The 24812-nt window shown below is 69.3% G+C and carries 23 protein-coding genes, 1 tRNA gene and 1 riboswitch; of the genes, 16 read left to right on the plus strand and 8 right to left on the minus strand.

Annotated elements, in window-relative coordinates:
- Positions 1 to 2: 2 nt before the first annotated feature.
- The 5 genes from GON09_RS04265 to GON09_RS04285 all read left to right on the plus strand — a co-directional run bounded on the left by GON09_RS04265 (position 3) and on the right by GON09_RS04285 (position 4358).
- Positions 3 to 1223, plus strand: coding sequence for a pseudouridine synthase (locus GON09_RS04265; RefSeq protein ID WP_307854304.1), 1221 nt, complete (start codon positions 3 to 5; stop codon positions 1221 to 1223).
- Positions 1224 to 1255: 32 nt separating this feature from the next.
- Positions 1256 to 1918 (plus strand): (d)CMP kinase, encoded by a 663-nt coding sequence (cmk, locus tag GON09_RS04270; protein ID WP_213934274.1) that lies wholly within the window; start codon positions 1256 to 1258, stop codon positions 1916 to 1918.
- Positions 1915 to 3345: a ribosome biogenesis GTPase Der gene (gene der / locus GON09_RS04275; protein WP_213930737.1), complete on the plus strand. Its 1431-nt coding sequence runs from the start codon at positions 1915 to 1917 to the stop codon at positions 3343 to 3345. Before cmk ends, der begins: the two co-directional genes overlap by 4 nt.
- A 100-nt stretch (positions 3346 to 3445) precedes the next feature.
- Positions 3446 to 3519, plus strand: a tRNA-Pro gene (locus tag GON09_RS04280).
- Between the two features lie 422 nt (positions 3520 to 3941).
- The gene (locus GON09_RS04285; RefSeq protein WP_213930738.1) at positions 3942 to 4358 is read left to right on the plus strand and encodes a VOC family protein; all 417 of its coding nucleotides are present in this window, start codon (positions 3942 to 3944) and stop codon (positions 4356 to 4358) included.
- Between the two features lie 19 nt (positions 4359 to 4377).
- On the opposite strand, the gene GON09_RS04290 is transcribed toward GON09_RS04285, so the two are convergent.
- Positions 4378 to 4773 carry an MmcQ/YjbR family DNA-binding protein gene (locus tag GON09_RS04290; RefSeq protein WP_213930739.1) on the minus strand — a complete coding sequence of 132 codons (396 nt, stop codon included), beginning with the start codon at positions 4771 to 4773 and terminating at the stop codon, positions 4378 to 4380.
- Between the two features lie 71 nt (positions 4774 to 4844).
- Positions 4845 to 5867, minus strand: coding sequence for a phosphotransferase family protein (locus GON09_RS04295; RefSeq protein ID WP_213930740.1), 1023 nt, complete (start codon positions 5865 to 5867; stop codon positions 4845 to 4847).
- A gap of 198 nt (positions 5868 to 6065) precedes the next feature.
- Here GON09_RS04295 and GON09_RS04300 point away from each other — a divergent pair, with 198 nt between their 5' ends.
- From GON09_RS04300 to gcvP, 11 genes are all read left to right on the plus strand, one after another.
- Entirely contained in the window at positions 6066 to 6683 is a 618-nt protein-coding gene (locus GON09_RS04300) for an NUDIX hydrolase (protein WP_213930741.1), read from the plus strand.
- Positions 6684 to 6796: 113 nt separating this feature from the next.
- Positions 6797 to 7399 (plus strand): CDP-alcohol phosphatidyltransferase family protein, encoded by a 603-nt coding sequence (locus tag GON09_RS04305; protein WP_213930742.1) that lies wholly within the window; start codon positions 6797 to 6799, stop codon positions 7397 to 7399.
- Positions 7400 to 7403: 4 nt separating this feature from the next.
- Positions 7404 to 8267 (plus strand): DUF881 domain-containing protein, encoded by an 864-nt coding sequence (locus GON09_RS04310; RefSeq protein WP_213930743.1) that lies wholly within the window; start codon positions 7404 to 7406, stop codon positions 8265 to 8267.
- Complete coding sequence (locus GON09_RS04315; protein WP_016934925.1) at positions 8264 to 8623, plus strand: small basic family protein; 360 nt, start codon at positions 8264 to 8266, stop codon at positions 8621 to 8623. The genes GON09_RS04310 and GON09_RS04315 overlap by 4 nt, the downstream gene beginning before the upstream one ends.
- 55 nt (positions 8624 to 8678) lie before the next feature.
- Positions 8679 to 9389, plus strand: coding sequence for a DUF881 domain-containing protein (locus tag GON09_RS04320; protein WP_213934275.1), 711 nt, complete (start codon positions 8679 to 8681; stop codon positions 9387 to 9389).
- A 42-nt stretch (positions 9390 to 9431) separates the two neighbouring features.
- A complete protein-coding gene (gene gcvH, locus GON09_RS04325; RefSeq protein WP_213930744.1) occupies positions 9432 to 9836 on the plus strand; it encodes a glycine cleavage system protein GcvH in 405 nt (134 codons plus the stop codon).
- A gap of 155 nt (positions 9837 to 9991) precedes the next feature.
- Positions 9992 to 10453, plus strand: coding sequence for a glycogen accumulation regulator GarA (gene garA, locus GON09_RS04330; protein WP_006552746.1), 462 nt, complete (start codon positions 9992 to 9994; stop codon positions 10451 to 10453).
- On the plus strand, positions 10453 to 11190 hold the full coding sequence (gene ftsR, locus GON09_RS04335; protein WP_213930745.1) for a transcriptional regulator FtsR: 738 nt from the start codon (positions 10453 to 10455) through the stop codon (positions 11188 to 11190). Before garA ends, ftsR begins: the two co-directional genes overlap by 1 nt.
- Positions 11191 to 11341: 151 nt before the next feature.
- Positions 11342 to 11815, plus strand: a complete 474-nt coding sequence (locus GON09_RS04340) for a bifunctional nuclease family protein (RefSeq protein WP_213930746.1) — start codon at positions 11342 to 11344, stop codon at positions 11813 to 11815.
- A gap of 241 nt (positions 11816 to 12056) precedes the next feature.
- Positions 12057 to 12683, plus strand: coding sequence for a MerR family transcriptional regulator (locus GON09_RS04345; protein ID WP_016694271.1), 627 nt, complete (start codon positions 12057 to 12059; stop codon positions 12681 to 12683).
- Positions 12684 to 12773: 90 nt separating this feature from the next.
- Positions 12774 to 12869: riboswitch (glycine riboswitch) on the plus strand.
- 160 nt (positions 12870 to 13029) lie between these two features.
- Positions 13030 to 15882 (plus strand): aminomethyl-transferring glycine dehydrogenase, encoded by a 2853-nt coding sequence (gene gcvP, locus GON09_RS04350; protein ID WP_213930747.1) that lies wholly within the window; start codon positions 13030 to 13032, stop codon positions 15880 to 15882.
- 135 nt (positions 15883 to 16017) lie between these two features.
- On the opposite strand, the gene GON09_RS04355 is transcribed toward gcvP, so the two are convergent.
- The 6 genes from GON09_RS04355 to GON09_RS04380 form a co-directional block, all read right to left on the minus strand.
- On the minus strand, positions 16018 to 17181 hold the full coding sequence (locus GON09_RS04355) for a metallophosphoesterase (RefSeq protein WP_213930748.1): 1164 nt from the start codon (positions 17179 to 17181) through the stop codon (positions 16018 to 16020).
- Positions 17182 to 17183: 2 nt separating this feature from the next.
- Positions 17184 to 18914 (minus strand): substrate-binding domain-containing protein, encoded by a 1731-nt coding sequence (locus tag GON09_RS04360; RefSeq protein ID WP_213930749.1) that lies wholly within the window; start codon positions 18912 to 18914, stop codon positions 17184 to 17186.
- A gap of 143 nt (positions 18915 to 19057) precedes the next feature.
- On the minus strand, positions 19058 to 21241 hold the full coding sequence (locus tag GON09_RS04365) for a malate synthase G (RefSeq protein ID WP_213930750.1): 2184 nt from the start codon (positions 21239 to 21241) through the stop codon (positions 19058 to 19060).
- Between the two features lie 66 nt (positions 21242 to 21307).
- Positions 21308 to 22246: a 3-methyladenine DNA glycosylase gene (locus GON09_RS04370; RefSeq protein ID WP_213930751.1), complete on the minus strand. Its 939-nt coding sequence runs from the start codon at positions 22244 to 22246 to the stop codon at positions 21308 to 21310.
- Positions 22243 to 23361 carry a hemolysin family protein gene (locus tag GON09_RS04375; protein ID WP_213930752.1) on the minus strand — a complete coding sequence of 373 codons (1119 nt, stop codon included), beginning with the start codon at positions 23359 to 23361 and terminating at the stop codon, positions 22243 to 22245. The genes GON09_RS04370 and GON09_RS04375 overlap by 4 nt, the downstream gene beginning before the upstream one ends.
- Positions 23358 to 24806: a hemolysin family protein gene (locus tag GON09_RS04380; protein WP_213930753.1), complete on the minus strand. Its 1449-nt coding sequence runs from the start codon at positions 24804 to 24806 to the stop codon at positions 23358 to 23360. The genes GON09_RS04375 and GON09_RS04380 overlap by 4 nt, the downstream gene beginning before the upstream one ends.
- Positions 24807 to 24812: the final 6 nt, after the last annotated feature.

The raw sequence follows: 24812 nt of genomic DNA on the forward strand, positions 1-24812 counted from the left end.
AAGTGAATACACCCGCTCGCCGTGATGGCACACCGGACCGTAGAAGAAACAATCCCCGCAGCGCGAGTACGCGCAACGTCGGGGCATCCCGCTCGGGACGCGCAGAATCCCCGCGTTCCGGAGGGCGCACCGAAGCACCGCGTTCCGGAGGACGCACCGAAGCACCGCGTTCCGGAGGACGCACCGAAGCGCCTCGCTCGGGACGCGCAGGAGCTCCCCGTTCGGGGGAGCGCGCCGAATCACCCCGCTCCGATCGCCGGGCGAATCCGGCCCAGCCGGCCGCAGGCCGCAATCCTGCTCAGCCGGCCGCGGGCCGCAATCCGGCCCAGCCGGCCGCAGGCCGCAAACCCCACCGTAAGGGCACCTCGACCGGCAAGCCCGGTCGTCCCGCCGCCAAGCGCACCCCGCAGCGTGTCGTTCCCACCGTGAGCAACGCGCGCCCCGCGCGTCACCAGCATCGCGAAGCGGGCCCCGTGCAGCTTCCCGCTGGTGAAGGCGTGCGGCTGCAGAAGGTGCTCGCCCAGGCCGGTGTGGCCTCGCGCCGCGCGGCCGAGGAACTCATCGCCGCAGGTCGCGTCGAGGTCGACGGCAACATCGTCGTCGAACAGGGTCTGCGCGTGGACCCGGAGAACGCCGTGATCCGGGTGGACGGCGTCCGCGTCGTCGTCAACAAGGATCTCGTGCACCTCGTGCTGAACAAGCCGCGCGGTTGGCAGTCCACGATGTCCGACGATCTCGGTCGTCCCTGCGTCGGCGACATCGTCTCCGAACGCGTCGCCGCCGGGCAGCGCCTGTTCCACGTCGGTCGTCTCGACGCCGACACCGAAGGGCTGCTGCTGCTCACCAACGACGGCGAACTCGCACACCGGCTCATGCACCCGTCCTACGAGGTCCCGAAGACCTACCTGGCGACGGTCAAGGGTGTGCTCGCGCGCGGGGTCGGCAAGCAGCTCAAGGCCGGTATCGAACTCGAGGACGGGCCGGCCTCGGTCGACGAGTTCGCGCTGCTCGAGGTTCACGAAGGCCAGTCGCTGGTGCGGCTCGTGCTGCACGAGGGCCGCAAGCACATCGTGCGACGTCTGCTCGACGCTGTCGGTCATCCCGTGATCCGGCTCGTGCGCACCAACATCGGGCCGGTCGCGCTCGGCGATCAGCGTCCCGGCACGCTCCGTGTCCTCGGCCGCAACGAGGTCGGCGGCCTGTACCAGGCGGTGAAGCTGTGACGGCCGCACCGGCCGACGCGTTGATCGTCGCGATGGACGGACCGTCCGGCACCGGCAAGTCCACCGTTTCCAAGCGCCTCGCGCAGCATCTCGGTGCCGCCTACCTCGACACCGGCGCGATGTATCGCATCGCGACGCTGCACGCCCTACGCCGCGGCACCGATCTGACCGATCCGGCCGCGATCGCCGCGGTCACCGCCGACCTGCCGTGGTCGATCGGCACCGATCCCACCATCGAGGACATCCGTCTCGACGGGGACGACGTGCGCGAGATCATCCGCGGCGCCGAGGTCACGGCCGCGGTCTCCGCGGTCTCCGCCGTTCCCGAGGTGCGCACCCTGCTCGTCGAGGCGCAGCAGCGTCTCGGGCGCGCCGAGCACCGCGTGGTGGTCGAAGGACGCGACATCGGCACGGTCGTCTTCCCCGAGGCCGACGTGAAGATCTTCCTCACCGCCTCGGCGGAGGCCCGCGCGCATCGGCGCAACAACCAGAACATCGCCGAGGGTCGCGGCGACGACTACGAGGCGGTCCTCGCTGCGGTGCAGCGCCGCGACCACCTCGACTCCACCCGCGCGGTGTCCCCGCTGCGCGCGGCGGACGACGCGGTCGTCGTGGACACCAGCGACATGAACATCGACGAGGTGATCGCCGCGTTGCTCGCGGTGGTCGCCGAGCAGACTGGAGCGAAGCTGTGAGCGACGACGTGAGCACCGACTACACCGGTTTCGCCGGCGACGGCACCTGGTCGGAGGAAGCCGACTGGGATGTCGAGTTCGCCGACGGCAGCGAGCTCGAGGAGTTCGTTCCGGTCCCGACCGTCGCCGTGGTCGGCCGTCCCAATGTCGGCAAGTCCACCCTGGTCAACCGCATCATCGGCCGACGCGAAGCCGTCGTCGAGGATGTCCCCGGCGTCACCCGCGACCGTGTCTCGTACGAGGCGTCGTGGAACGGTCGGCGATTCATGGTGCAGGACACCGGCGGGTGGGAACCCGACGCGAAGGGCATGCAGCAATCCGTGGCCCGCCAGGCGGAGGTCGCCATGCGCACCGCCGACGCGATCCTCGTCGTGGTGGACGCCACCGTCGGCGCCACCAGCGTCGACGAGGCCGTCGCGAAAGTGCTGCGCCGGTCGAAGACACCGGTGCTGCTGGTCGCGAACAAGGTCGACGACGACCGCGTCGAATCCGAGGCCGCGACGCTGTGGTCGCTCGGGCTCGGCCAGCCGTATTCGGTGTCGGCCACCCACGGTCGCGGCACCGGCGATCTGCTCGACGAGTTGCTCGCCAAGTTGCCCGCCACGCCCCGCGAAGGCTCCGGCGGTGAAGGACCTCGCCGGGTCGCGCTGGTGGGCAAGCCGAACGTCGGCAAGTCGAGCCTGCTGAACAAGCTCGCCGGGGACGAACGGTCGGTGGTCCACGACGTCGCGGGCACCACCGTCGACCCGGTGGACTCGATCGTCGAACTCGGCGGCAAGCCGTGGCGTTTCGTCGACACCGCAGGTCTGCGCAAGCGTGTCAACAGTGCGTCCGGCGCCGAGTTCTACGCGTCGCTGCGCACGCGCGGCGCGATCGACGCGGCCGAGGTGGCGGTACTGCTCATCGACGCCTCGCAGCCCATCACCGAGCAGGACCAGCGGGTGATCACGATGGTCGTCGAATCGGGTCGCGCCCTGGTGATCGCGTTCAACAAGTGGGATCTCGTCGACGAGGACCGCCGCTACGAGCTCGGCCGCGAGATCGACCGCGACCTGCTGCGGGTGCCGTGGGCGTCGCGCGTGAACATCTCCGCCAAGACCGGCCGTGCCGTGCAGAAGCTCGTCCCGGCGATGGAGACCGCGCTCGAGTCGTGGGACAAGCGCATCTCCACGGGACGTCTGAACTCGTGGCTCAAGGAGGTTGTGGCCGCGACCCCGCCGCCGATGCGCGGCGGTCGCCTGCCCCGGGTGCTGTTCGCCACCCAGGCGGCCACCCGGCCGCCGACCTTCGTGCTGTTCACCACGGGCTTCCTCGAGGCCGGCTACCGCCGCTTCCTCGAGCGTCGCCTGCGCGAGGAGTTCGGCTTCGACGGCAGCCCCGTGCGGATCTCGGTGCGCGTGCGGGAGAAGCGCGACCGCCGGAAGTGAACCCCCGACGACGCTCGGTCGCGAAAACGCGCTGACCAGCCGATTAGTGTTTCGGTCCGTTCCTGTTGTAATCTCTGAGAGCGCTCGGAGAGAGCGCGGACGGGCTGTGGCGCAGCTTGGTAGCGCACTTGACTGGGGGTCAAGTGGTCGCAGGTTCAAATCCTGTCAGCCCGACAGTGAAACCCCTTCCGACTTCGGTCGGAAGGGGTTTTCTCGTTCGCGGACGCGCCTGCTCACCCGGCGCGTCGTGCAAGGGGAAACGACAGGATGAAGAAATTCGCCAGGAGTGTGCGTTCGCGACAGCCGCGGCGGCAGGACTCGTACTCGGTGGATCCACCACGGCCGCAGCGGACACCGGTTCCGCCGGATATTTCGGTACCCCGCACTGCCTGCTCCGGTCCCTTCTGACCTACGGGACGCTCGGTGCCGGCGATGCCGGCGCCTTCCTACCGGGGTGCGCGCCCTTCTGAGCGCAGGCGAGCGCACCGAACGCTCCCGGATCCGGTACGCACCGCTCACGATGAGAAGTGCGTCGGCGGACGGTCACCACCGGTAGGGCACCGAGCGTGCCCTACCGCACCCGCGAAAGGATCACGATGACCACTCGATTCAATCCCTATCTCGCATTCCGCGATTCCGCGCGCGAGGCCATGGAGTTCTACAAGTCGGTGTTCGGCGGCGAACTGACGGTGAGCAGGTTCGCCGACATGCACGCCTCGGACGATCCGAGCGAGGACGACAAGGTGATGCACTCGATGCTCACCACCGACCGCGGCTTCGTGCTCATGGCCTCGGACACCCCGAACAGCATGGATTACTCACCCGGCACGAACTTCTCGCTGTCGCTCAGCGGGGACGACGAGGGCGTGCTCCGCAGTTGGTGGGAGGCGTTGAGCGAAGGCGGTCGCGTCGACATGCCGCTCGAACGTGCCCCGTGGGGCGATCTGTTCGGCATGTGCACCGACCGCTTCGGAGTCTCGTGGATGGTCAGCATCGGCGACCAGCAGGGCTGAACCCGCGCCTCGGCGGCCGTCAACCGGCGCGCGCGTCGAGCTCGCGCACCAGCTTCGGTGGCGCGGTCTCCCGGTAGGACATGTCGAGCAGCTCGGCGACCTCGCCCCAATCCACCTCCGGACGGGCGAGGTCGTACCCGATCCACCCGGACGGCCCGAAGTACATCGGCAGGTAGATGTGCGGCTCCTCGAGCAGCGCGCGGCGCTCCTCTTCGTCGGGTTTGACGATGATGGAGCGGGGAAACGGTGCGCGGGTGTCCTTCTCGGCGCCTCCGTAGACCGCGAAGGCCGTCCGGGTGGAGAAGAACGGCCGACCGTGCGAGATCTTCTCGGAGGCGCCGGGCAAGGTCAGCGCGAGCGAGCGCACACGGGCGAGCAGTGGATCCGCCTCGTCGAACATCACCGGATGCGGCATGAGCCGAGCGTACCGAGCGACTATGACAACGGTCCCGGGGTCGACTCTGCCGACCGTTCGATGCCGACAGATCAGTGCCGACCGTCGAGGGCGTCGATGCCGGCGCGCAGCAGCGGCTCGACACCGCGACCGAGTTCCTCGAAACCGTCGCCGACGGTCTTGCCCTGACGGAAGCGGAAGTAGATGCCCTCGAGGATCACGGCGAGCTTGTAGTAGGCGAGGGCGAGGTGGAATGCCATGTCCGACAGGTCCCGTCCACCGGACGCCTCGTAGCGGGCGAGCAGGTCGTCGTCGCCGAGGAAACCCGGCGCGCGGGAGACCGTCGAGACGGGGAACTCCGTGTTCTCCCGCGCCAGCCGCTGGTAGACCAGCAGCAACGCCACATCGGTGAGCGGATCGCCCAAGGTGGCCATCTCCCAGTCCAGCACCGCGACCACCTCGTCGTCGTCCACGAGGACGTTGTCGAGCCGGTAGTCGCCGTGCACGATGCCGACCTCGCCGTCGCCCGGCAGGTTGTCGACGAGCAGCCGGTGCAGCTCCTCGGCGCCGGTGAGATCCCGGCTGTGCGAGTTCTCGAGTTGGGTGGTCCAACGGCGCACCTGCCGCTCGAGGAAACCTTGCGGGCGACCGAAGTCCTCGAGTCCCACGGTGGCGGGGTCCACCGCGTGCAAGGCCGCCAGGGTGTCGACCATCCGCTCGGAGATGACCCGCGTGCGCGCGGCACCGAGGGGTTCGAGTTCCTCGGCGGTGCGATAGGGCGTTCCCACGACGAGATCCATGAGGTAGAACGGCGCGCCGAGCACCGAATCGTCCTCGCACAGCAGATAGGTGCGGGGGACCGGTACCGCGGTGCCGTCGAGCGCGGAGATGACCCGGTACTCGCGAGCCATGTCGTGGGCGGTGGCGAGGACGTGTCCGAGTGGGGGACGGCGCAGCACGAGCCGCCGTTCGCCGTCGGTCACCTCGTAGGTGAGGTTCGATCGCCCGCCACTGATCAGGCGGGCGCGGAGGGGACCGGAGAACAGGTCGGGGGCGGAGGTCTGCAGGTAGGCATCGAGCGCATCGAGGTCGAGGCCGGCGGGCACGTCGTTCATCGAGCTCCTTTCCGTCGGTTCCCACTATGACGGCGGGCAGGGATCCGTGTCCGGAGAACTCCCACCCGGGCTGATGATCCGGACCATACGGAAACCAGCGATATTCCGAATATCCCTCGGCCTGGGAACTGCGACACCCGCAACAGCTACGACGTGCGCCTACCCGCCGGTACGGACGGGGCGAACTACTGTCGATCCATGCCCGCTCCGCACCCCCTCGACCGAGACAACGTCCGTGACGCGCTGGACGCGTTCGACTCCCGCCGTCTGCCGCTCGACGGTCGCCGGCACGCAGCCGTCGTCGTGGCGGTGCTCGACGGCGGGGACGGCAACCCCGTCATGCCCCTCACACGGCGGCCGACGCGCCTGCGAGCCCATCCCGGCCAGTTCGCGCTGCCGGGTGGCCGTCTGGACGAGGGGGAGGAGCCGGAGCAGGCAGCCCTCCGTGAACTGCACGAGGAGCTCGGACTCGACCTCGGCTCCGACGCCGTCCTCGGCCGACTCGACGACTATGTCACCCGATCCGGCTACGTGATGTCGCCGTTCGTCGTGTGGTCGCACACCGCCGTGACCGATCTGAAGCCGAGCCCCGACGAGGTCGACGTGCTCTTCGCCGTCACCGCGGACGAACTCGACGTCGACCCGCGCTTCGTCGGCATCCCCGAATCCGACAAGCCGGTGATCCAGTGGCCGTTCCGCGGTCATCTCGTGCACGCACCGACCGCCGCGGTGGTCTACCAGTTCCGCGAAGTCGTCCTCCGCCGGCGGGCCACCCGGATCGACGACCTCGAGCAACCGGTCTTCGCCTGGCGCTGACACCCGGGGATCTCCGGTCGCACGGCTGTGGAAGGCTGGACTGCGCACCCGAACCGGGACTCCGGTGGGGGCATCACGAGAACGACCTCACGAGAACACGGAGCGGCCCCGCCATGACCGATGCGACCGGAACCGCCGACACGCGCGGATCGGACCGCATCCTCACCGTGCCGAACGTCCTCAGCTTCATCAGGCTCCTGGGCGTACCCGTCTTCCTCTACCTCGTCCTCGTCGCCCACGCCGACGTCTGGGCGCTGATCCTGCTGGCCGCGAGCAGCATCACCGACTGGGCTGACGGCAAACTCGCCCGGCTGCTCGACCAGACCTCTCGCCTCGGTGCCCTCCTCGATCCCGCCGTCGACCGCCTCTACATCGTGGTCACCCTCGTCGCCCTCGTGGCGCGCGACATCGTGCCGTGGTGGATCGCGGTGATCCTCGTCGGCCGTGAACTCGTCCTCGCCCCGACGCTCGCCGTCTACCGGCGCCGGGAACTGCCGCCACCGGAGGTGCTCTATCTCGGCAAGGGCGCCACCTTCCTGCTCATGTGCGCGCTGCCGCTCATGCTCGGCGCCGTCGCCGTGCCGGCCTCGGAACCGATCACCGGCCCGCTCGGCTGGGCCGCCCTGATCTGGGGGACCGTGTTGTACGTGTGGACCGGTCTGTTGTATCTCGCGCAGGCAATCGTGACGGCACGGATCGTGCCGGCCGGGCGGTGATCCGATGAGCCGCGCGTGGGAACGCATCCGGCGCAATCCGGTGCCCTCGCTGCTGAAGTCGCTTCTCGAGGATCATCTCGATCCTGGCTACGCCGCGTCCGCTGCGGACCGGGCGGCGGGGCGTTCGAGCACCACCCCGCGAGCCTCCCGTGCGTGGCTCGGCGCCGGCGTTCTCCTCGCCGGACTCGTCATCGGCGTCGCGTACGCGCAGAACGTCGACGTGGAGGCCGGCACCGACAACACCCGCGCCGAGATCCTCGCCTCCCTCCGAGCGGGCGATCAGCGGATCGCCGCGCTCACCGCGGGGCGGGACGAACTCGATGCCGCGATCGACGAACGACGTACTGTGCTGTTCGCCGACGGCGGTGACGGCGCGAGCATCCTCGACGAACTCCGGGACGCCGAGACCGCGGCCGCCGCGACATCCGTGCGCGGACCCGGGATGAGCGTCACCCTCACCGAACCCGCCGCGCGCCCGAACCTCTCGGACGCGGCGCGACTCGAGGACCGGCCCACCGCGCTCGTCCTCGACCGCGACCTGCAGTCGGTGGTCAACGCGCTCTGGGCCGCCGGTGCGGAGGCCGTCGAGGTCGGCGGCGTGCGGGTGGGTCCCGGCGTGACCATCCGCCAGGCCGGGGGAGCGATGCTCGTCGACAACCGGCCCGTATTCTCCCCGTACACGGTCTCGGCGGTGGGGTCCCCGTCCCGGCTGCAGACGTCCTTCGTCGTCAGCGACGCCTACCTGCGCATCGCGGGTATACAGCAGCTCTACGGGGTGGGATTCACCGTCACCGAGGAGGACGATCTCGAGCTTCCGGCCGCCACGGTCCGGAAACTCGGCAGCAGCGGAGAAACGGGGTACAGGTGAAGCGGCTCGAACACGGTCACGCGCTCTATGCGGTGCTCGCACTGGCGATCGGGATCGGCGCCGGAATCGTGTTCAGCCCGCAGGTACCCGACGTCGTGCAGCCCTATCTGCCCATCGCGGTGGTCGCCGCGCTCGACACGGTCTTCGGCGGCTTACGCGCCTATCTCGACGACATCTTCGACGCGAAAGTGTTCGTGGTGTCGTTCGTCTTCAACGTCCTCGTCGCGGCGCTGATCGTGTGGCTCGGCGACCAACTCGGGGTGGGCGCCCAGCTCTCGACGGCGGTCATCGTCGTCCTCGGTATCCGCATTTTCGGAAACGCGGCCGCTCTGCGCCGTCGACTGTTCGGAGCTTGAAACCGTGACCGAACCGCAACAGCCCGACCCCGAGACCGGCGATGCGACTGCGCCGGTGCCCACCGCCGATCGCGCCACCCGATCGCATCGCGTCTTCCTCGTCCTCGCCGGGATTCTCGTCGTCCTGCTCGGCGCCGGCATCGCCACGCAGGTGCGCACCACCGACACCGGCGACGCCCTCGATTCGGCGCGCCCCGCAGACCTGCTGGTGCTGCTCGACAACCTCAACCGCCGCGAAGCCGCTCTCCGCCAGGAGATCACCGAACTCGAGCGCACCCTCTCGAGTCTCGAACAGGAAGGCTCGGAAGCCGCACTCGAGGAAGCCCGCACGCGCTTGCACACGCTGTCGGTACAGCTCGGTACCGCACCCGCCACCGGGCCCGGAGTGGTCCTCACCGTCGACGATCCGCGCGAGGGTGTCGGGTCGGAGGTGCTGCTCGACATGATCCAGGAGCTGCGCGCGGCGGGTGCCGACACGATGCAGATCGCCGGAGCGAACGGGGAGACCGTGCGCATCGGCGTCGATTCGTGGGTCACCGGACCCGCGGGCGAGATCACCGTGGACGACCGCGGACTCGACGCTCCGTACACGGTCACCGCGATCGGCGACGGACCGACACTCGCCGCCGCCTTGAACATTCCCGGCGGAGTGGTCGACACCGTCGCCCGTGCGGGCGGATCATTGTCCGTGGAACAGTTTCCGCAGGTGGACGTGTCCGCCTTGCGGGAGATCGAACCGCGCCAATACTCTCAGCCCGGTAACTGAATCCGGCGTTCCGGTCGAACGTCGTCTCCGAAAGGACCAGTCTTGACCGATTTCGCGACACCCGAGGATCTGCGGTACACCCCCGAGCACGAATGGGTGCGCAGGACGGGCGCGACGACCGTGCGGATCGGGATCACCGACTACGCACAGTCCCAACTCGGCGACGTGGTCTTCGTCCAACTGCCCGATGCCGGATCCGAGATCGTCTCCGGCGAGTCCTTCGGAGAGGTCGAGTCCACCAAGAGCGTGTCGGACGTCTTCGCCCCGCTGAGCGCGAAGGTGCTTGCCGTCAACACGGAACTCGACACGAATCCCGAACTGGTGAACAGCAGCCCGTACGAGGAAGGCTGGCTCGTCGACGTGGAGGTCGGCAGCGAGAGCGAACTCGACGAGGCCCTCGCGCAGACGGTCGACGCGGATGGTTACCGCGGGATCACGGAAGGCTGACAGACCGGACAGGTAACGTGACCGCGACTGTCTGCGGCAGTACCCCCGCGCGGGGTACGGTCGGATATGGCGTGTGCCGTGTCGGACCTGTACGGGGCGAACGAATCAGCGACCGTCCGGGATCACCCGGGTGGTCGAACGGATAAGGAGAAACGGTGAGCGAGAACGGCAACGCGGGCTACGAGGAGACTCCTGCAGAGACCACTTCGGTATTTCGCGCCGACTTCCTGAACGAAGTGGAAGGTGCAGGCTCGGCCACCACCGAAGCGCCCGTCTCGGGTGTCGAGGGCCTGCCCGCCGGATCGGCGCTGCTGGTGGTCAAGCGGGGGCCCAATGCAGGATCGCGCTTCCTGCTCGACCAGCCGACCACCTCGGCGGGCCGACATCCCGACAGCGACATCTTCCTCGACGACGTGACCGTCAGCCGTCGGCACGCCGAGTTCCGCCAGGACGAGGGCGAATTCCAGGTCGTCGACGTGGGGAGCCTCAACGGCACCTACGTCAACCGCGAGCCGGTCGATTCCGCCGTCCTCGCGAACGGCGACGAGGTGCAGATCGGCAAGTTCCGGTTGGTGTTCCTGACCGGTCCGCGAGGTAACCAGGGCGCAGGTAGCTGATGACCGCGGCCCGCCAGCCGGCGCCGGCCGGAATGTCGATCGGGTCGGTGCTCGACCGCCTGCGTCCGGAGTTCCCGGACGTGACGATCTCAAAGATCCGGTTCCTCGAAGCCGAGGGACTGATCAGCCCGGAACGCACACCTTCGGGCTACCGACGCTTCTCGATCGCCGACTGCGAGCGTCTGCGGTACGTGCTCACCGCGCAACGCGATCAGTACCTTCCGCTCAAGGTGATCAAGGAGCAGCTCGAGGCGATCGACCGGGGCGCCGCCACGGTGGGATCGGTCGATACCCGGATCACCCGGCCGCGCCCGCTGGCGGTCGCCCGCGGTGAGGTTTCACCCGAGGATCTGCGCAGCGACCGTGAGATCCGGGTGAGCCGCGACGATCTGTGCACTCGCGCCGGCATCGACGCGGCCTTCCTCACCGAACTGGTGGGTGCAGGTCTGGTCAAGCCGGGGGCGGCCGGATTCTTCGATGAGGACGCGGTGCTGCTCGCCCGCACGGCGAAGGCGATGGCGGAGTTCGGCCTCGAGGTTCGGCATCTGCGGGCGTTCAAGCTCGCCGCCGACCGCGAGGCCGCGCTCGTCGCGCAGATCGCCGGTCCGATCGCGAAGGGCCGCGACGCAGGGGCGCGGCAGCGTGCCGAGGAGATGGTGCGCGAACTGGCAGCACTGTCGTTGACCTTGCACACCTGCCTGGTGAAAGCGGCGGTGCAGGGGGCACTCGACCGCTGAGGCGACGAACTCGGCGCCGATTGCGACCAGGGGCCCACCCGTCGGGGTCGTGACCTACGGCACCTGACGGATGCGCTGGAGGACACTAGAATTCCAGGCAGTACCTGTCGGGTGGTCCACCACCGACGAGCAGCAGGACGGAGGCATCGCGATGAGCGAGATGCGGATAGTAGGGATTCGTATCGAACAGCCGCAGAACCAGCCTGTCCTCCTGCTGCGGGAGGTCGACGGCGATCGATACCTGCCGATCTGGATCGGTCAGAACGAAGCGACCGCCATCGCCCTCGAACAGCAGGGGGTCGAACCGGCACGGCCACTGACCCACGACCTGATCAAGAACCTCCTCGAGGCCTTCGGTCACAACCTGCGCGAAGTGCGCATCGTCGACCTGCGCGAAGGGACGTTCTACGCGGATCTGATCTTCGACGGAGGAATGCGCGTGTCCTGCCGGCCTTCCGACGGGGTGGCGGTAGCCTTGCGCATCGGCGCGCCGGTCCACGTCGAGGAGCAGGTGCTCACCGAAGCAGGACTGGTCATGCCGGACGAGCGGGAGGACGAGGTCGAGAAGTTCAAGGAGTTCCTCGACTCCGTCTCGCCCGACGACTTCAAGGCGACGGACGGCTGAGTGCCGTCCGTCCGTACGGCGACGAGCGTTGGCGCGCGCGTCGGCCGTAGCGGTAGTAATGTCGAACGTTGCCTTCCGGTCGGCGTGTTGCAGCCCAGCGCCCAACACCGGAGCGTACGCTGAGTTGATCCGCCAGGGATGACTCGGTGAGCCTGGGAGCGCTCGATGATCGGATGTGGTCGGGGGGATCCGCCAATCGGTCGTTGCGAGGCAGAACTGGGCGCGCGAGAGGGAGTCAGTAGTGCGAGATCGGACGAAGGGACAGCCACTCGGCGTCGATTCCGGCGATCGCTCGAATCCGGCGCCACGGACGAACGAGACCGACGAGATCCAGCCGGGCCTGTTTCCGGACAACTCGGTGCCCGATGAACTCGTCGGCTACCGTGTGCCCATCGCCTGCCAGATCGCGGGAATCAGTTACCGCCAGCTCGACTACTGGGCCCGCACGAATCTGGTGGTCCCGTCCATCCGTGGGGCCGCCGGCTCCGGTAGCCAACGGCTGTACTCGTTCAAGGACATCCTCGTCCTCAAGATCGTCAAACGCCTGCTCGACACCGGCGTCTCGCTGCAGAACATCCGGGTGGCTGTCGATCACCTCCGCAGCCGCGGAGTGGGCGATCTCGCGAAGATCACCCTCTTCTCGGACGGCACCACCGTCTACGAATGCACGTCGCCGGAAGAGGTCGTCGATCTGCTGCAGGGCGGGCAGGGCGTCTTCGGGATCGCAGTGAGCGGCGCGATGCGCGAGCTCACCGGCAGCATCGCCGACTTCCCCGCCGAACGCGCCGACGGCGGCGGCGTCGAGGAACGCCCCGAGGACGAACTGGCGTCGCGTCGGCGCGAGCGCATCAACCGCCGCATCGGCTGACCGCACCGCCGATCCGCCTCCCGCCACCGGGGCCTATCCACACCTGCGGTATTTCGACCCCCGCGGCGTGATCTAGAATCGAAGTCGCGTCGCCATCACGCGGGAGAGACCCGGACACCGAGCCGGGCGCCGAAGGAGCAGCACCTCCCCGTCAATCTCTCAGGCAACCGGGACCGCGTGAGCTCCGACGTCTCTGGAAAGCGGCGGGAGCACCCGCCCGCCCACGGGGAAAGGCTCTGGCCGGCCGAATCTCTCAGGCGCTCGCACCGCGAGCTCACGACAGAGGGGGAGGAACCACTTCGCGCGACCGCGCACGTGGACCTCGCCGACCAGCCCGGGAGCTGCGATGACAGATGCCGTCACCTCGAACTTCGCCGATCGCCACATCGGCCCCGACACCGCCGGCCTGAACCGGATCCTCGACGTCGTCGGAGTCGACTCCCTCGACGCCCTCGCTTCCGCGGCGGTGCCGGCCGCCATCCTCGACGATCGCGCCGACAACGTGCCGACCGGACTCGACGTGCTCGACGCGCCCCGCTCCGAGCACGAGGTGCTCGCCGAACTGAAGGCGCTCGCGTCGCAGAACACCGTGGCGACGTCGATGATCGGTCACGGCTACTACGACACGCTCACGCCGCCCGTGTTGTTGCGCAACATCATCGAGAACCCGGCCTGGTACACCGCCTACACCCCCTATCAGCCGGAGATCAGCCAGGGACGCCTCGAGGCGCTGCTGAACTTCCAGACCATGGTCGCCGACCTGACCGGCATGGAGATCGCCAACTCGTCCATGCTCGACGAGGCCACCGCGGCCGCCGAGGCGATGACCCTGCTACGCCGCGCCAACCGCAGGTCCAAGAGCCCGCGTCTCGTCGTCGACCTCGACCTGTTCGAGCAGACCGCGGCAGTGCTGGCGACCCGCGCCGAACCGCTCGGCATCGAGATCGTCACCGTCGACCTCGCCGTCGACGGACTGCCCGACGGCGAGTTCTTCGGTGTGATCCTCCAGGTTCCCGGCGCTTCGGGACGCATCGTCGACGCCGCGCCGATCATCGCAGCCGCCCACGACCGCGGCGCGCTCGTCGCCGTCGGAGCCGACCTGCTGGCCATGACCCTCATCACCCCGCCCGGCGAACAGGGCGCCGACGCGTGCTTCGGTACCACCCAGCGGTTCGGTGTGCCCATGGGCTTCGGTGGCCCGCACGCCGGTTACCTCGCCGTCGGTAGCGCCCACACCCGCACTCTGCCGGGTCGGCTCGTCGGTGTCTCGGTGGACGCGGACGGCAACCCGGCCTACCGCCTCGCGTTGCAGACCCGCGAGCAGCACATCCGCCGCGAGAAGGCGACCAGCAACATCTGCACCGCCCAGGTGCTCCTCGCCGTGCTCGCGGCGATGTACGCCTCGTACCACGGCGCGGAGGGCCTCGCGGCCATCGCACGTCGCGTCGCCGGGCATGCGCGGCGCCTCGCGGATGGTCTGAAGGGCGGTGGCGTGGAGGTCGTGCACGACGAGTTCTTCGACACCGTCCTCGTGCGCGTTCCGGGACGCGCCGACGCCGTGCTCGCCGCCGCACGCGAGGCGGGCATCAACCTGTACCGCGTCGACGACGATCACGTGTCGATCTCCTGCGACGAGGCCACCACCGCCGCGCACGTCGACGCCGTCCTGCGTGCCTTCGGCACGACCGGTGGAGACGCCCCCGAGGCAACGGCGCTGCCGGAGGCTCTGGCCCGCACGAGCGAGTTCCTGCAGCACGAGGCGTTCACCCGCTACCGCACCGAGACCGCGATGATGCGTTACCTGCGGCGCCTGTCCGACAAGGACCTCGCGCTGGACCGCACGATGATCCCGCTCGGCTCGTGCACGATGAAGCTCAACGCCGCCGCAGAGATGGAAGCCATAACCTGGCCCGAGTTCGCGGGTCTGCACCCCTTCGCTCCGGCGGATCAGACGGCAGGGATCCGCCGCCTCATCGCCGATCTCGAAGGCTGGCTCGCCGCGGTCACGGGCTACGACGCCGTGAGCCTGCAACCCAACGCCGGCAGCCAGGGTGAATACGCGGGTCTGCTCGCGATCCGCCACTACCACCTCGACCGCGGCGACACCGATCGGGACATCTGCCTCATCCCGTCGAGCGCACACGGCACCAACGCCGCGTCCGCCGTGATGGCAGGGATGCGCGTCGAGGTCGTCGCGTGCCGCCCCAATGGCGACGTCGATCTCGACGATCTGCGCGCCAAGATCGCCGACCACGGTGCGCGACTTGCCGCGATCATGATCACCTATCCGTCCACGCACGGTGTCTACGAGCACGACATCGCCGACATCTGCGGTGCCGTGCACGATGCCGGCGGCCAGGTGTACATCGACGGCGCCAACCTCAACGCGCTCGTGGGTCTGGCACGACCGGGCAAGTTCGGCGGCGATGTCAGCCACCTGAACCTGCACAAGACCTTCTGCATTCCGCACGGCGGCGGCGGACCGGGCGTGGGGCCGATCGGGGTCCGGTCGCATCTGGCCCCGTACCTGCCGGGTCATCCCGCGGAGCCGGGTCTCGGGGGAGTCGGGCCGGTCTCGGCGGCACCCTTCGGATCGGCGTCGATCCTGCCGATCACCTGGGCGTACATCAAGATGATGGGTGCCGAGGGGCTGCGCCGCGCGTCGTTGACGGCGATCGCGTCGGCCAATTACGTCGCCCGGCGTCTCGACGAGTACTTCCCGGTGCTGTACACGGGGGAGAACGGCATGGTCGCCCACGAGTGCATCCTGGATCTGCGTCCGCTGACGAAGGCGACCGGGGTGACCGTCGACGACGTCGCGAAGCGCCTGGCCGATTACGGCTTCCACGCCCCGACGATGAGCTTCCCGGTGGCGGGCACCCTCATGGTCGAGCCCACCGAGAGCGAGGACGTTGCCGAACTCGACGCGTTCATCGACGCGATGATCTCGATCCGCGGTGAGATCGACAGGGTCGGGGCAGGGGAGTGGCCGGTGGAGGACAACCCGCTGCGCGGGGCTCCGCACACCGCGGAATGCCTGGTGGACGAGTGGAGTCACCCGTACTCGCGGGAGATCGCGGTGTTCCCGATGGGGAAGAGCCGGGCCAAGGTGTGGCCGGCCGTGCGACGCATCGACGGTGCGCACGGCGACCGGAACCTGGTGTGCTCGTGCCCGCCCTTGGAGGCGTACAGCGGCTGAGGCTGCGGGTGGCCGACGGATGTTTCCGTCGGCCACCCTGATCTTCGAGTAAACTCCGACTTATACGGAAACCAATAAAATCCAGAAACTGTCCCCGTTGACAACGCAACTCACCGATCCCCGAAAAGGAGGCGATCAGTTCCCGGTCGTCAGCTCGAGGACGGAGATCTCCGGTGGGGTACCGACCCGCACGGGCGGTCCCCAGGCGCCGGTGCCCTGGGATGTGTAGATCTGTGTGTCGCCGAAGCGGTCGAGCCCGGTGACGGTGGGGTTGGCGAGGGAGACGAACGGCCGCAGCGGCCACATCTGGCCGCCGTGGGTGTGGCCGGACAGCTGGAGATCGACGCCGAGCTCCCGGGCTTCGTCGAGGTGCCGGGGCTGGTGCGCGGCGAGGATCACGGGGGTACCGTCCGCGATGCCGTCGAGGGCGGCGGGCATGTCGGGATGGTGGGGTTCGGTGGCGGTGTAGTCGTGGACGCCGGCGAGCGCGACGACGTCGCCGTCGCGTTCGAGGAGGACGTGTTCGTTGCGCAGGGCGCGCACACCGAGGGTCTCCCAGCGGTCGAGCCATGACTCCGCGTCGTCGGAGTAGTACTCATGGTTGCCGCTGACTCCGTACACCCCGAGTGGGGCCTGCAGCCGCCGGAGCGGTTCGAGGTCGGAGCCGACGAGTTCGACGGTACCGTCGGCGAGGTCGCCACCGAGCACGATCAGGTCGGGTTGCTGCTCGGCGACGAGGTCGACGACGCGCTGCACGAACTCGGCGCCCCTGGCCGGACCGACGTGCAGGTCGGTGACGAGGGCGACGCGGACACCGTCGAAGCCGTCGGGCAGGTCCTGCAGGGCGACCGGCACGGTGACGATCTGCGGGCGGTCGGCCTCGACCGTGCCGTATCCGACGGCGGCGAGGGCGGCCACGACGAGCGCGGCGGTGGCGATGCGCAGGCCGCGTCGCGCGGGCGCGGCGTCGGATGTGCCGTCGTCGGGTGTCGGCCCGGATCGGCCACGTCGGACGATACGGGTGATCAGCAGGCCCACGCCGATGAGCAGGAGCCCGAGCATCAGGTACAGCACCACCGCCAGCCAGGTCCACCCGAGGAATCCGATGGGGCGGGCCCAGGCGGGGTCGAGCACGGTGCCCACCTCGGCGGCGCCGAGCGTGAGCACGAACATCGCCACGAGGACGAGGTCGGCGGCGAGAGCGGCAGGACGCGGTAGGCCGGGTGCCCGGACGAGTCGTCGATGCAGCAGGTAGGTGAGGAGGGCGAGGAAGATCCCCACGACGAGAAGTCGGAGCACGGTCAGGACGTCAACTTTCGGAGGAGGTCGGTGAGATCGGCCGGGTCGGTGGTGTCGAGGACGGTGAGGCTGCCGTCGGTCGCCTCGACGGCCTGCTCGAGGGTGGGGTCGGTGCGATCGCCGAGGACGACGACGTCGATCCGCACGGGGGTGTCGGGGGACGAGAGTTCGTCGATCGCGGCGAGCAGGTCGCGGGCGGCCGCGTCGTCGGGGTCGTCGCTGTCGACGACGGCGAGCACGGAGTTCGGTCGGGTCGGATCGTAATTGTCCACGGCGTCGCGATAGGCGGCGGTGAGGGTGGCGTAGACAGGTTCGTCGTCGACGAGGTCGATGTCGTCGAGCACCGAGGACATCGCCGCGCGCTTGGCGTCGGTGAGTCCGTCGCGGATGACGGCGACGCGGTGCCCGCTGGGAGTGTCGGCGAAGACGTACATGCCCATCACCGAGTTGATGGAGGCGCGTCGCATGGCCTCGCGCACGGCGCCGGCGGTGGCGCCGAGCCGCGTGCCGTCCCCGGCGGGGGCGCCCATGGAGGTGGAGGTGTCGACCACCATCGTGACCTTGCGTGGGGACACCGGGGCGAGACGCAGGGCGACGAGGACGTCGTCGACGGTGGGGGCGGCCGGGGCGAGGGCGGTCTCGACGCGGGGCAGCGGCAGTTCCCCGGCGGGTTCCGGGGTGGCGTCGGCGGTGCGGAAGCCGTGCGCGGTGAGGGTGTCGGCCTGTTCGGGGCGGCGGGCGTAGTCGGTGAACTCTGCGGCCGCGCGGGCGAGGGTCTCGTCCACCCAGGGAGCATCGACGACGGCGGTGGGGAAATCGACCACGGGTGCGGCGCCGATGGGCAGGTGACCGGTGAGTCCGCGGATCTGTCCGTCGGTGAGGGCGCGGTGCAGTTGCTGCTCGATGACGGGCACGGCGTGGACGGGGGCCTCGGTGTCGGGGTCGGCGCCGAGTGCGGTAAGGGTGTCGGCGGTGGTGCCGATCGCGCCGAGGGTGTCGGCGCCGAGCGCGAGGGTGCTCACGGCGGTGATGGCGGCGGGGGTGGCGGCCTGTTCGAGGGTGACCGGACCGGCGCCGATGCCGGTGGTGGCGGCGGTGACCGCTTCGAGGGCGAGGGTGGTGGCGTGGGTCTCGGTGCCGGTGGGCAGGGCGAGGCCGAGGGCGCCCCAGATGTCGAGTCCGCTCTCGCGCATGGCGACCGGGTCGTTCTGGAGTCGGGGCAGGTCCTGCCAGCGGACGGTGGCGGTGGTGAGGGCACGACCGAGGTCGGTGGGGACGGCGAGCACGACCGGGGAGGTGGCGAGGGAGCGGGGTGTGCCGTCGACGGCGTCGGAGGCGCGGGCGCTCATGCGGCTGTCGAGGGGCACCCACAGGGCGGGTTCGGGGGCGAGGACCGGGTCCCAGTTGCCGGTGGCGAGGGTGTCGGCGGCGACGAGGCTGTCGACGGAGGTGATCTCGGTGGTGACGCAGCGGTCGCGGATGACGCGGACGCCGTCGTCGGTCCAGCGGTCGGCGAGTTCGGTGAGGGCGGGGGCGATGAGGGGGTCGGCGGCGATGTTCAGGACGGTGTCGCCTTCGACGCAGGTTTCGGCGGCGGCGGTGGCCTGGTTGTCGATGTTGTCGCGGAGGCGGAACCAGCCGAGGACGGCGAGGAGAGCGAGTACTACGCCTACGGCGACCACGATGACGCTCGTGCTGATTCCTCGTCGTCCGTTGCCGCGATGTCGCCCCACGTCGTGTCCGCCTCGTTTCGTTCGTCGATCCGATCGTCGAGTCTAGTGAGGGGCGGAGTGTGATCCGGCTCCGCCGCGCGGTGCGGGGACGGGCAAGGCCCCGATCCGGTGCGGATCGGGGCCCTGTGGGTCGGTGGTGCGGGTCAGGCGTACTTGGCCTTGTACTCGCGGCGACGGCGGTGCAGGATCGGCTCGGTGTAGCCGCTGGGTTGCGTGGTGCCTTCGAGGATGAGTTCCTTGGCGGCCTGGAAGGCGATGCTGTCGTCGAAGTTCGGGGCGAGGGGCCGGTAGCCGGGATCGCCGTCGTTCTGCCGGTCGACGACGGGGGCCATGCGCTCGAGGGAGGCGACGACGTCGTCGGCGGTGACGACGTCGTGGCGGATCCAGTTGGCGAGGAGCTGGCTGGAGATGCGCAGAGTGGCGCGGTCCTCCATGAGGGCGATGTCGTGGATGTCGGGGACCTTCGAGCAGCCGACGCCGGCGTCGATCCAGCGCACGACGTAGCCGAGGATGGACTGGCAGTTGTTGTCGAGTTCTTCGCGCTTCTCGTCGTCGGTCCAGTTCGGGTTCTCGGCGAGGGGGATGGTGAGGATGTCGTCGACGGTCGCGCGGCTGGTGCCCTTCAGCTGGTCCTGGACGGCGAAGACGTCGACCTCGTGGTAGTGGGTGGCGTGCAGGGTGGCGCCGGTGGGTGAGGGCACCCAGGCGGTGTTGGCGCCGGCCTTGGGCTGGCCGATCTTCTGCTCGACCATGTCGCGCATGAGGTCGGTCATGGCCCACATGCCCTTGCCGATCTGGGCCTTGCCCTGCAGGCCGCAGGCCAGGCCGGTGTCGACGTTCCAGTCCTCGTAGGCGGTGATCCAGCGCTGCTGCTTCATGGCGGCCTTGCGGACGACCGGTCCGGCCTCCATGGAGGTGTGGATCTCGTCGCCGGTGCGGTCGAGGAAGCCGGTGTTGATGAACACCACGCGGTCGGCGGCGGCTTGGATGCAGGCGGCGAGGTTGACGGTGGTGCGTCGCTCCTCGTCCATGATGCCGACCTTGAGGGTGTTGGTGGGCAGGGAGAGGACGTCTTCGACGCGGCCGAACAGTTCGGTGGTGAAGGCGGATTCCTCGGGGCCGTGCTGCTTGGGCTTGACGATGTAGATCGAGCCGGTGCGGCTGTTGGTGAGGGGTCCGTGGGCGTCGTCGGTGTGCAGGCCGTGGATGGCGCACAGGCTGGTGATCAGCGCGTCGAGGATGCCTTCGGGGACCTCGTTGCCGTCGCGGTCGAGGACGGCGGGGTTGGTCATGAGGTGTCCGACGTTGCGGACGAACAGCAGGGAGCGGCCGTGCAGTTCGAGGTCGCTGCCGTCGAGGGCGGTGTAGACGCGGTTGGGGTTGAGCGTGCGGGTGAGGGTTTTGCCGCCCTTGGTGAAGGATTCGGACAGGTCGCCGCGGTTGAGGCCGAGCCAGTTGCGGTAGCCGATGACCTTGTCGTCGGCGTCGACGGCGGCGACCGAATCCTCGAAGTCCATGATGGTGGTGACGGCGGATTCGAGGACGACGTCCTTGACGCCGGCGGCGTCGGTGCTGCCGATGGGCGACTCGGGGTCGATCCGGATCTCGATGTGCAGGCCGTGGTTGCGCAGCAGCACCGAGGTGGGGGCGTTCTTGTCGCCGAGGTAGCCGACGAGCTTGTCGGGCTGGGCGAGGCCGGTGACGGTGCCGTCTGCGAGGGTGACCTGCAGTTCGGTTCCGTCGATGCGGTAGCCGGTGGAGGCGGCGTGCGTGCCCTGGGCGAGGGGGGCGGCCTTGTCGAGGAAGTCGCGGGCCCAGGCGATGACCTTGTCGCCGCGGACCTTGTTGTAGCCGGCGGTCTTCTCGGCGCCGCCCTCTTCGGGGATGACGTCGGTGCCGTAGAGCGCGTCGTAGAGCGATCCCCAGCGCGCGTTGGAGGCGTTGAGCGCGAAGCGGGCGTTGAGCACGGGCACGACGAGCTGCGGGCCGGCGGTTTCGGCGATCTCGGCGTCGACGTTCTCGGTGCCGATCGTGAACGGCTCGGGCTGCGGGACGAGGTAGCCGATTTCCTCGAGGAAGGACTTGTAGGCGGCCGGGTCGTGGGGCTGTCCGGCGCGGTCGCGGTGCCAGTCGTCGATCCGGGTCTGGAGTTCGTCGCGCTTGGCGAGCAGTGCCCGGTTCTTGGGGGCGAGGTCGTGGACGATCTTGTCGGCTCCCGCCCAGAAGGTGTCCGCGTCGACCCCGCTGCCGGGGATGGCCTCGTTGTTGACGAAGTCGTAGAGAACCTGCGCGATCTGGAGTCCGCCGACCTGCACGCGTTCTGTCATCACCCTCACTCTTTCCGGTTGCGGTGCGGCCGGAAACGTCCCGGCCGCACGGAATCGTCGATTATGTTACCCGCCAGTATTTTCGGGCGCAGTGGTTCTGTGCGCCTGTAGGGCGGTACATCGATTCACCAGCTCTTCTCTCAGAGCTGCGGCGCGACGGGTGAGCGCCGACTGCTCGCGGACGTACTGTGCGCGTCCGGCGGCAGTCTCGATCCTGATGGGCGAGTAGCCGTAGTCCTCGAGATCATACGGGCTCGCCCGCATGTCCAACTCACGGGCTGCGGCCGCGTGTCGCAGGCACCGCACGGTCAGCTCCGAATCCGTCAGCGGCAACAACTTGTAGCACCACTTGTACAGATCCATGCCGGCGTGCAGGCAGCCCGGCTGTTCGCTGCGCATCTGCTCCTCACGGGTGGGTGCGGTGGCGTTGCGCGCGACGGCGTCGAGGGTGAAGAACCGGAACGCGTCGTAATGAGTGCATCGCAGCTGCATTGATTCCACCACCGCGTCGGTGCCGGTATGACCGAGCCGCAACGGCACCGACGAATGCCGCACCCCGTCGGCACCCGCCCGGTACACCATCGCCCATTCGTGCAGGCCGAAGCAGCCCAGCTGCGGCGGGCGGGAAGCGGTCGCGGTGAGCAGTTCCGCCACGAAGTCGACGGTGTCGGCGCGCCGCTCGAGCACCTCTCGGCCCACCCGCACCCCCGGCTCCCCGTCGATCACGACCCGCTCGTAGCCGGGATGGTCGCGATAGGCACGCACCGCGCTCGCGCCGAGCAGTACGGTGCCGTAGCCGGGATGCCAGCGCCGCAGCTGGCTCGGCCGCAGGCTGTAGTAGGTGAACAGGAAGTCGTGCACCGGATGGGTGCGACCGGCGGCGCGGCGCGCGAGATGCCCGGCGAGCAGATCGTCCACGATGGTGTGGTGCTCGTCGCGCCGCGCGCTCCACTCGGCCTCGGTCAGGATCGGCAGGCGGTCGGTCGGGGTGAGGGAGCGGGTCATGGTTCTCGTTCGGTCGATCGGGGTGCGGTCGTGCGGGGCCGGTTGCCCAGCGGGTCCGCGACGCGGTGGGTGGCGTCGCGGACCGTCCCGACGAACTCTTCCACGAGGTCCTCGAGGGCGACGATGCCGCGCAGTGTGCCGGTGGTGTCGATCACCCCGGCCAGATGCGCGTTGCTGCGCCGCAGGGCACCGAGGGCGTCGTCGAGACCGTCGGCGATCCCGATGGTGGGCAGCGGACGGATCACCGCGGCGGGGATGACGGTCTCGGGGCCGGTGGACGGCTCCCGGACCAGATCGAGCACGTCCTTGATGTGGACATACCCGGTGATCGTCCCGTCGGGACGCCGGGTGGGATACCGCGAGAAGCCGGTCGTGGTGACGGCATGCTCGACGTCCCCGAGGGTCGGGCCCCCTCCCGGGTGGGGCACGGTGCGCACCCGGGCGAGAGGGATCATCACGTCGGTGACGGTACGGCCGCCGGTGGCCAGGGCACGGGTGAGGCGCTCGTGTTCCTCCTCGTCGAGCAACCCCTCGGACCGGGATTCGCCGATCATCTCGGTCAGCTCCACCGCGGACACCGAGGTGTCGAGTTCGTCCTTCGGGTCGATGCGTGCCGCGCGCAGGGTGGCGTTGGCACACAGGTTGTAGAAGGCGATGACCGGCCGGGCGGGGCGCATGAACAGCAGGTGGATCGGCACGAGGATCATCGCGGCGCGTTCGGGGCCGGCGATGGCGATGTTCTTCGGCACCATCTCGCCGAGCAGGATGTGCAGGACCACCACGATGGTCAACCCGAGGGTGAACGCGATCGGGTGCAGCAGCGCGTCGGGCACCCCGATCGCGTGCAGGGGCACCTCGATCAGGTGCGCGATGGCGGGTTCGGCGACGCGGCCGAGCAGGATCGAGCAGATCGTGATGCCGAGCTGGGAGCCGGCGAGCATGAGCGAGAGGTGTTCACCGGCCCGGATGACGGTGCGGGCGCGGGTCTTGCCCTGCGCGAGCAGGGTCTCGAGCCGGTCGCGGCGGACGGTGATGAGGGAGAACTCGGCGCCGACGAAGAAGGCGTTGCCGGCGAGCAGCAGCACGGCGAAGACGATTCCGAGCCAGTCGTTCATCGCTGCTCACCGCCCTCGCCGGTCGCGGGGGACGGGTCCTCACCGGCGGTGCCGGAGTCGTCCTCACCGGCGGTGCCGGAGTCGTCCTCACCGGCGGTGCCGGAGTCGTCCTCGGCGTCGGGGGCGGGGCCGGGCACGAGCAGCACTCGGTCGATGCGGTGCCCGTCCATCCCGAGGATGCGCGCGTACCAGGTGAGGTCGCGTTCGTCGCGGCGCAGCGGCAGCTGGATCTCGTCGTCGATCTCGGGGATGCGGCCGAGTTCGGTGAGGATCAACCCGGCGAGGGTTTCGTAGTCACCGTCGGGGGCGTGGTAGCCGGTGAGCTGCGCGAGCTCGTCGGTGCGCAGCAGCCCCGTACACGACCAGCCGTCCCCGTCGCGGTGCGCGTCGAGTTCGGTCTCGTCGTGCTCGTCGCGGACGTCGCCGACGATCTCCTCGACGAGGTCTTCCATGGTGATCAGTCCGGCGGTGCCGCCGTATTCGTCGACGACGAGGGCGACCTGCATGCCGTCGGAGCGCACCCGTTCCATCACGGTGTCGCCGTCGAGGGTGGACGGCACGGTGGGCACGCGTCGGGCGAGGGCGCCGACGGCGGTGGTGCCGCGCGCCGGGCCGGGCACGGTGAAGGCGTGTTTGACGTGGACCACCCCGAGCGGGGCGTCGAGGTCGCCGTCGACGATCGGGAAGCGGGAGTAACCGGTGCGGGCGGACAACTCGATGAGATCGAGCACCGTCGCGTTCCGGTCCAGGCTCTCGACGGTGCTACGCGGGGTCATGAGGTCTTCGGCGGTGCGGTCCCCGAACTGCAGCGACCGGTAGACCAGGCGGGCGGTGTGCTCGTCGAGGGCGCCGCTGCGCGCCGAGGCGCGCACCAGGGAGCCGAGTTCTTGTGGGGACCGCGCCGAGCGCAGTTCTTCGGCCGGTTCGATGCCGAGGCGCCGCACGAGGTGGTTGGCGGCACCGTTGAGACCGAGGATCGCCCAGCGGAACAGCAGCGAGAACGCCAGTTGGAGGCCCGCGGTGGCGCGGGCGGTGCCCATCGGGCGGGCGATGGCGATGTTCTTGGGGACGAGTTCGCCGAAGACCATGGAGAAGCTGGTGGCGATGAGCAGCGCGAGGATCAGCGAGACGGTCGCGGCGATGTCGGTGCTCAGGCCGAGCGCGTCGAACAGCGGGGTGAAGAACTGCGCGAGGATGGGTTCGGCGAGATAGCCGGTGATCAGGGTGGTGATGGTGATGCCGAGTTGGGCGCCGGACAGCTGGAAGGACAGGGTGCGGTGGGCGTGCTGCACCTGACGGGCGCGGCGGTCGCCGGTGTGCGCGTGCGCGTCGACGGTGCTGCGTTCGAGGGCGGTCAGGGAGAACTCGGCGGCGACGAACAGTGCGGTGCCGGCGGTGAGCGCCACGAAGCCGAGGAGGGCGGCGATGTCGAGCAGGACGGACATCAGGGG

This window comes from Rhodococcus sp. B50, from assembly GCF_013602415.1.
Classification (GTDB): domain Bacteria; phylum Actinomycetota; class Actinomycetes; order Mycobacteriales; family Mycobacteriaceae; genus Rhodococcus.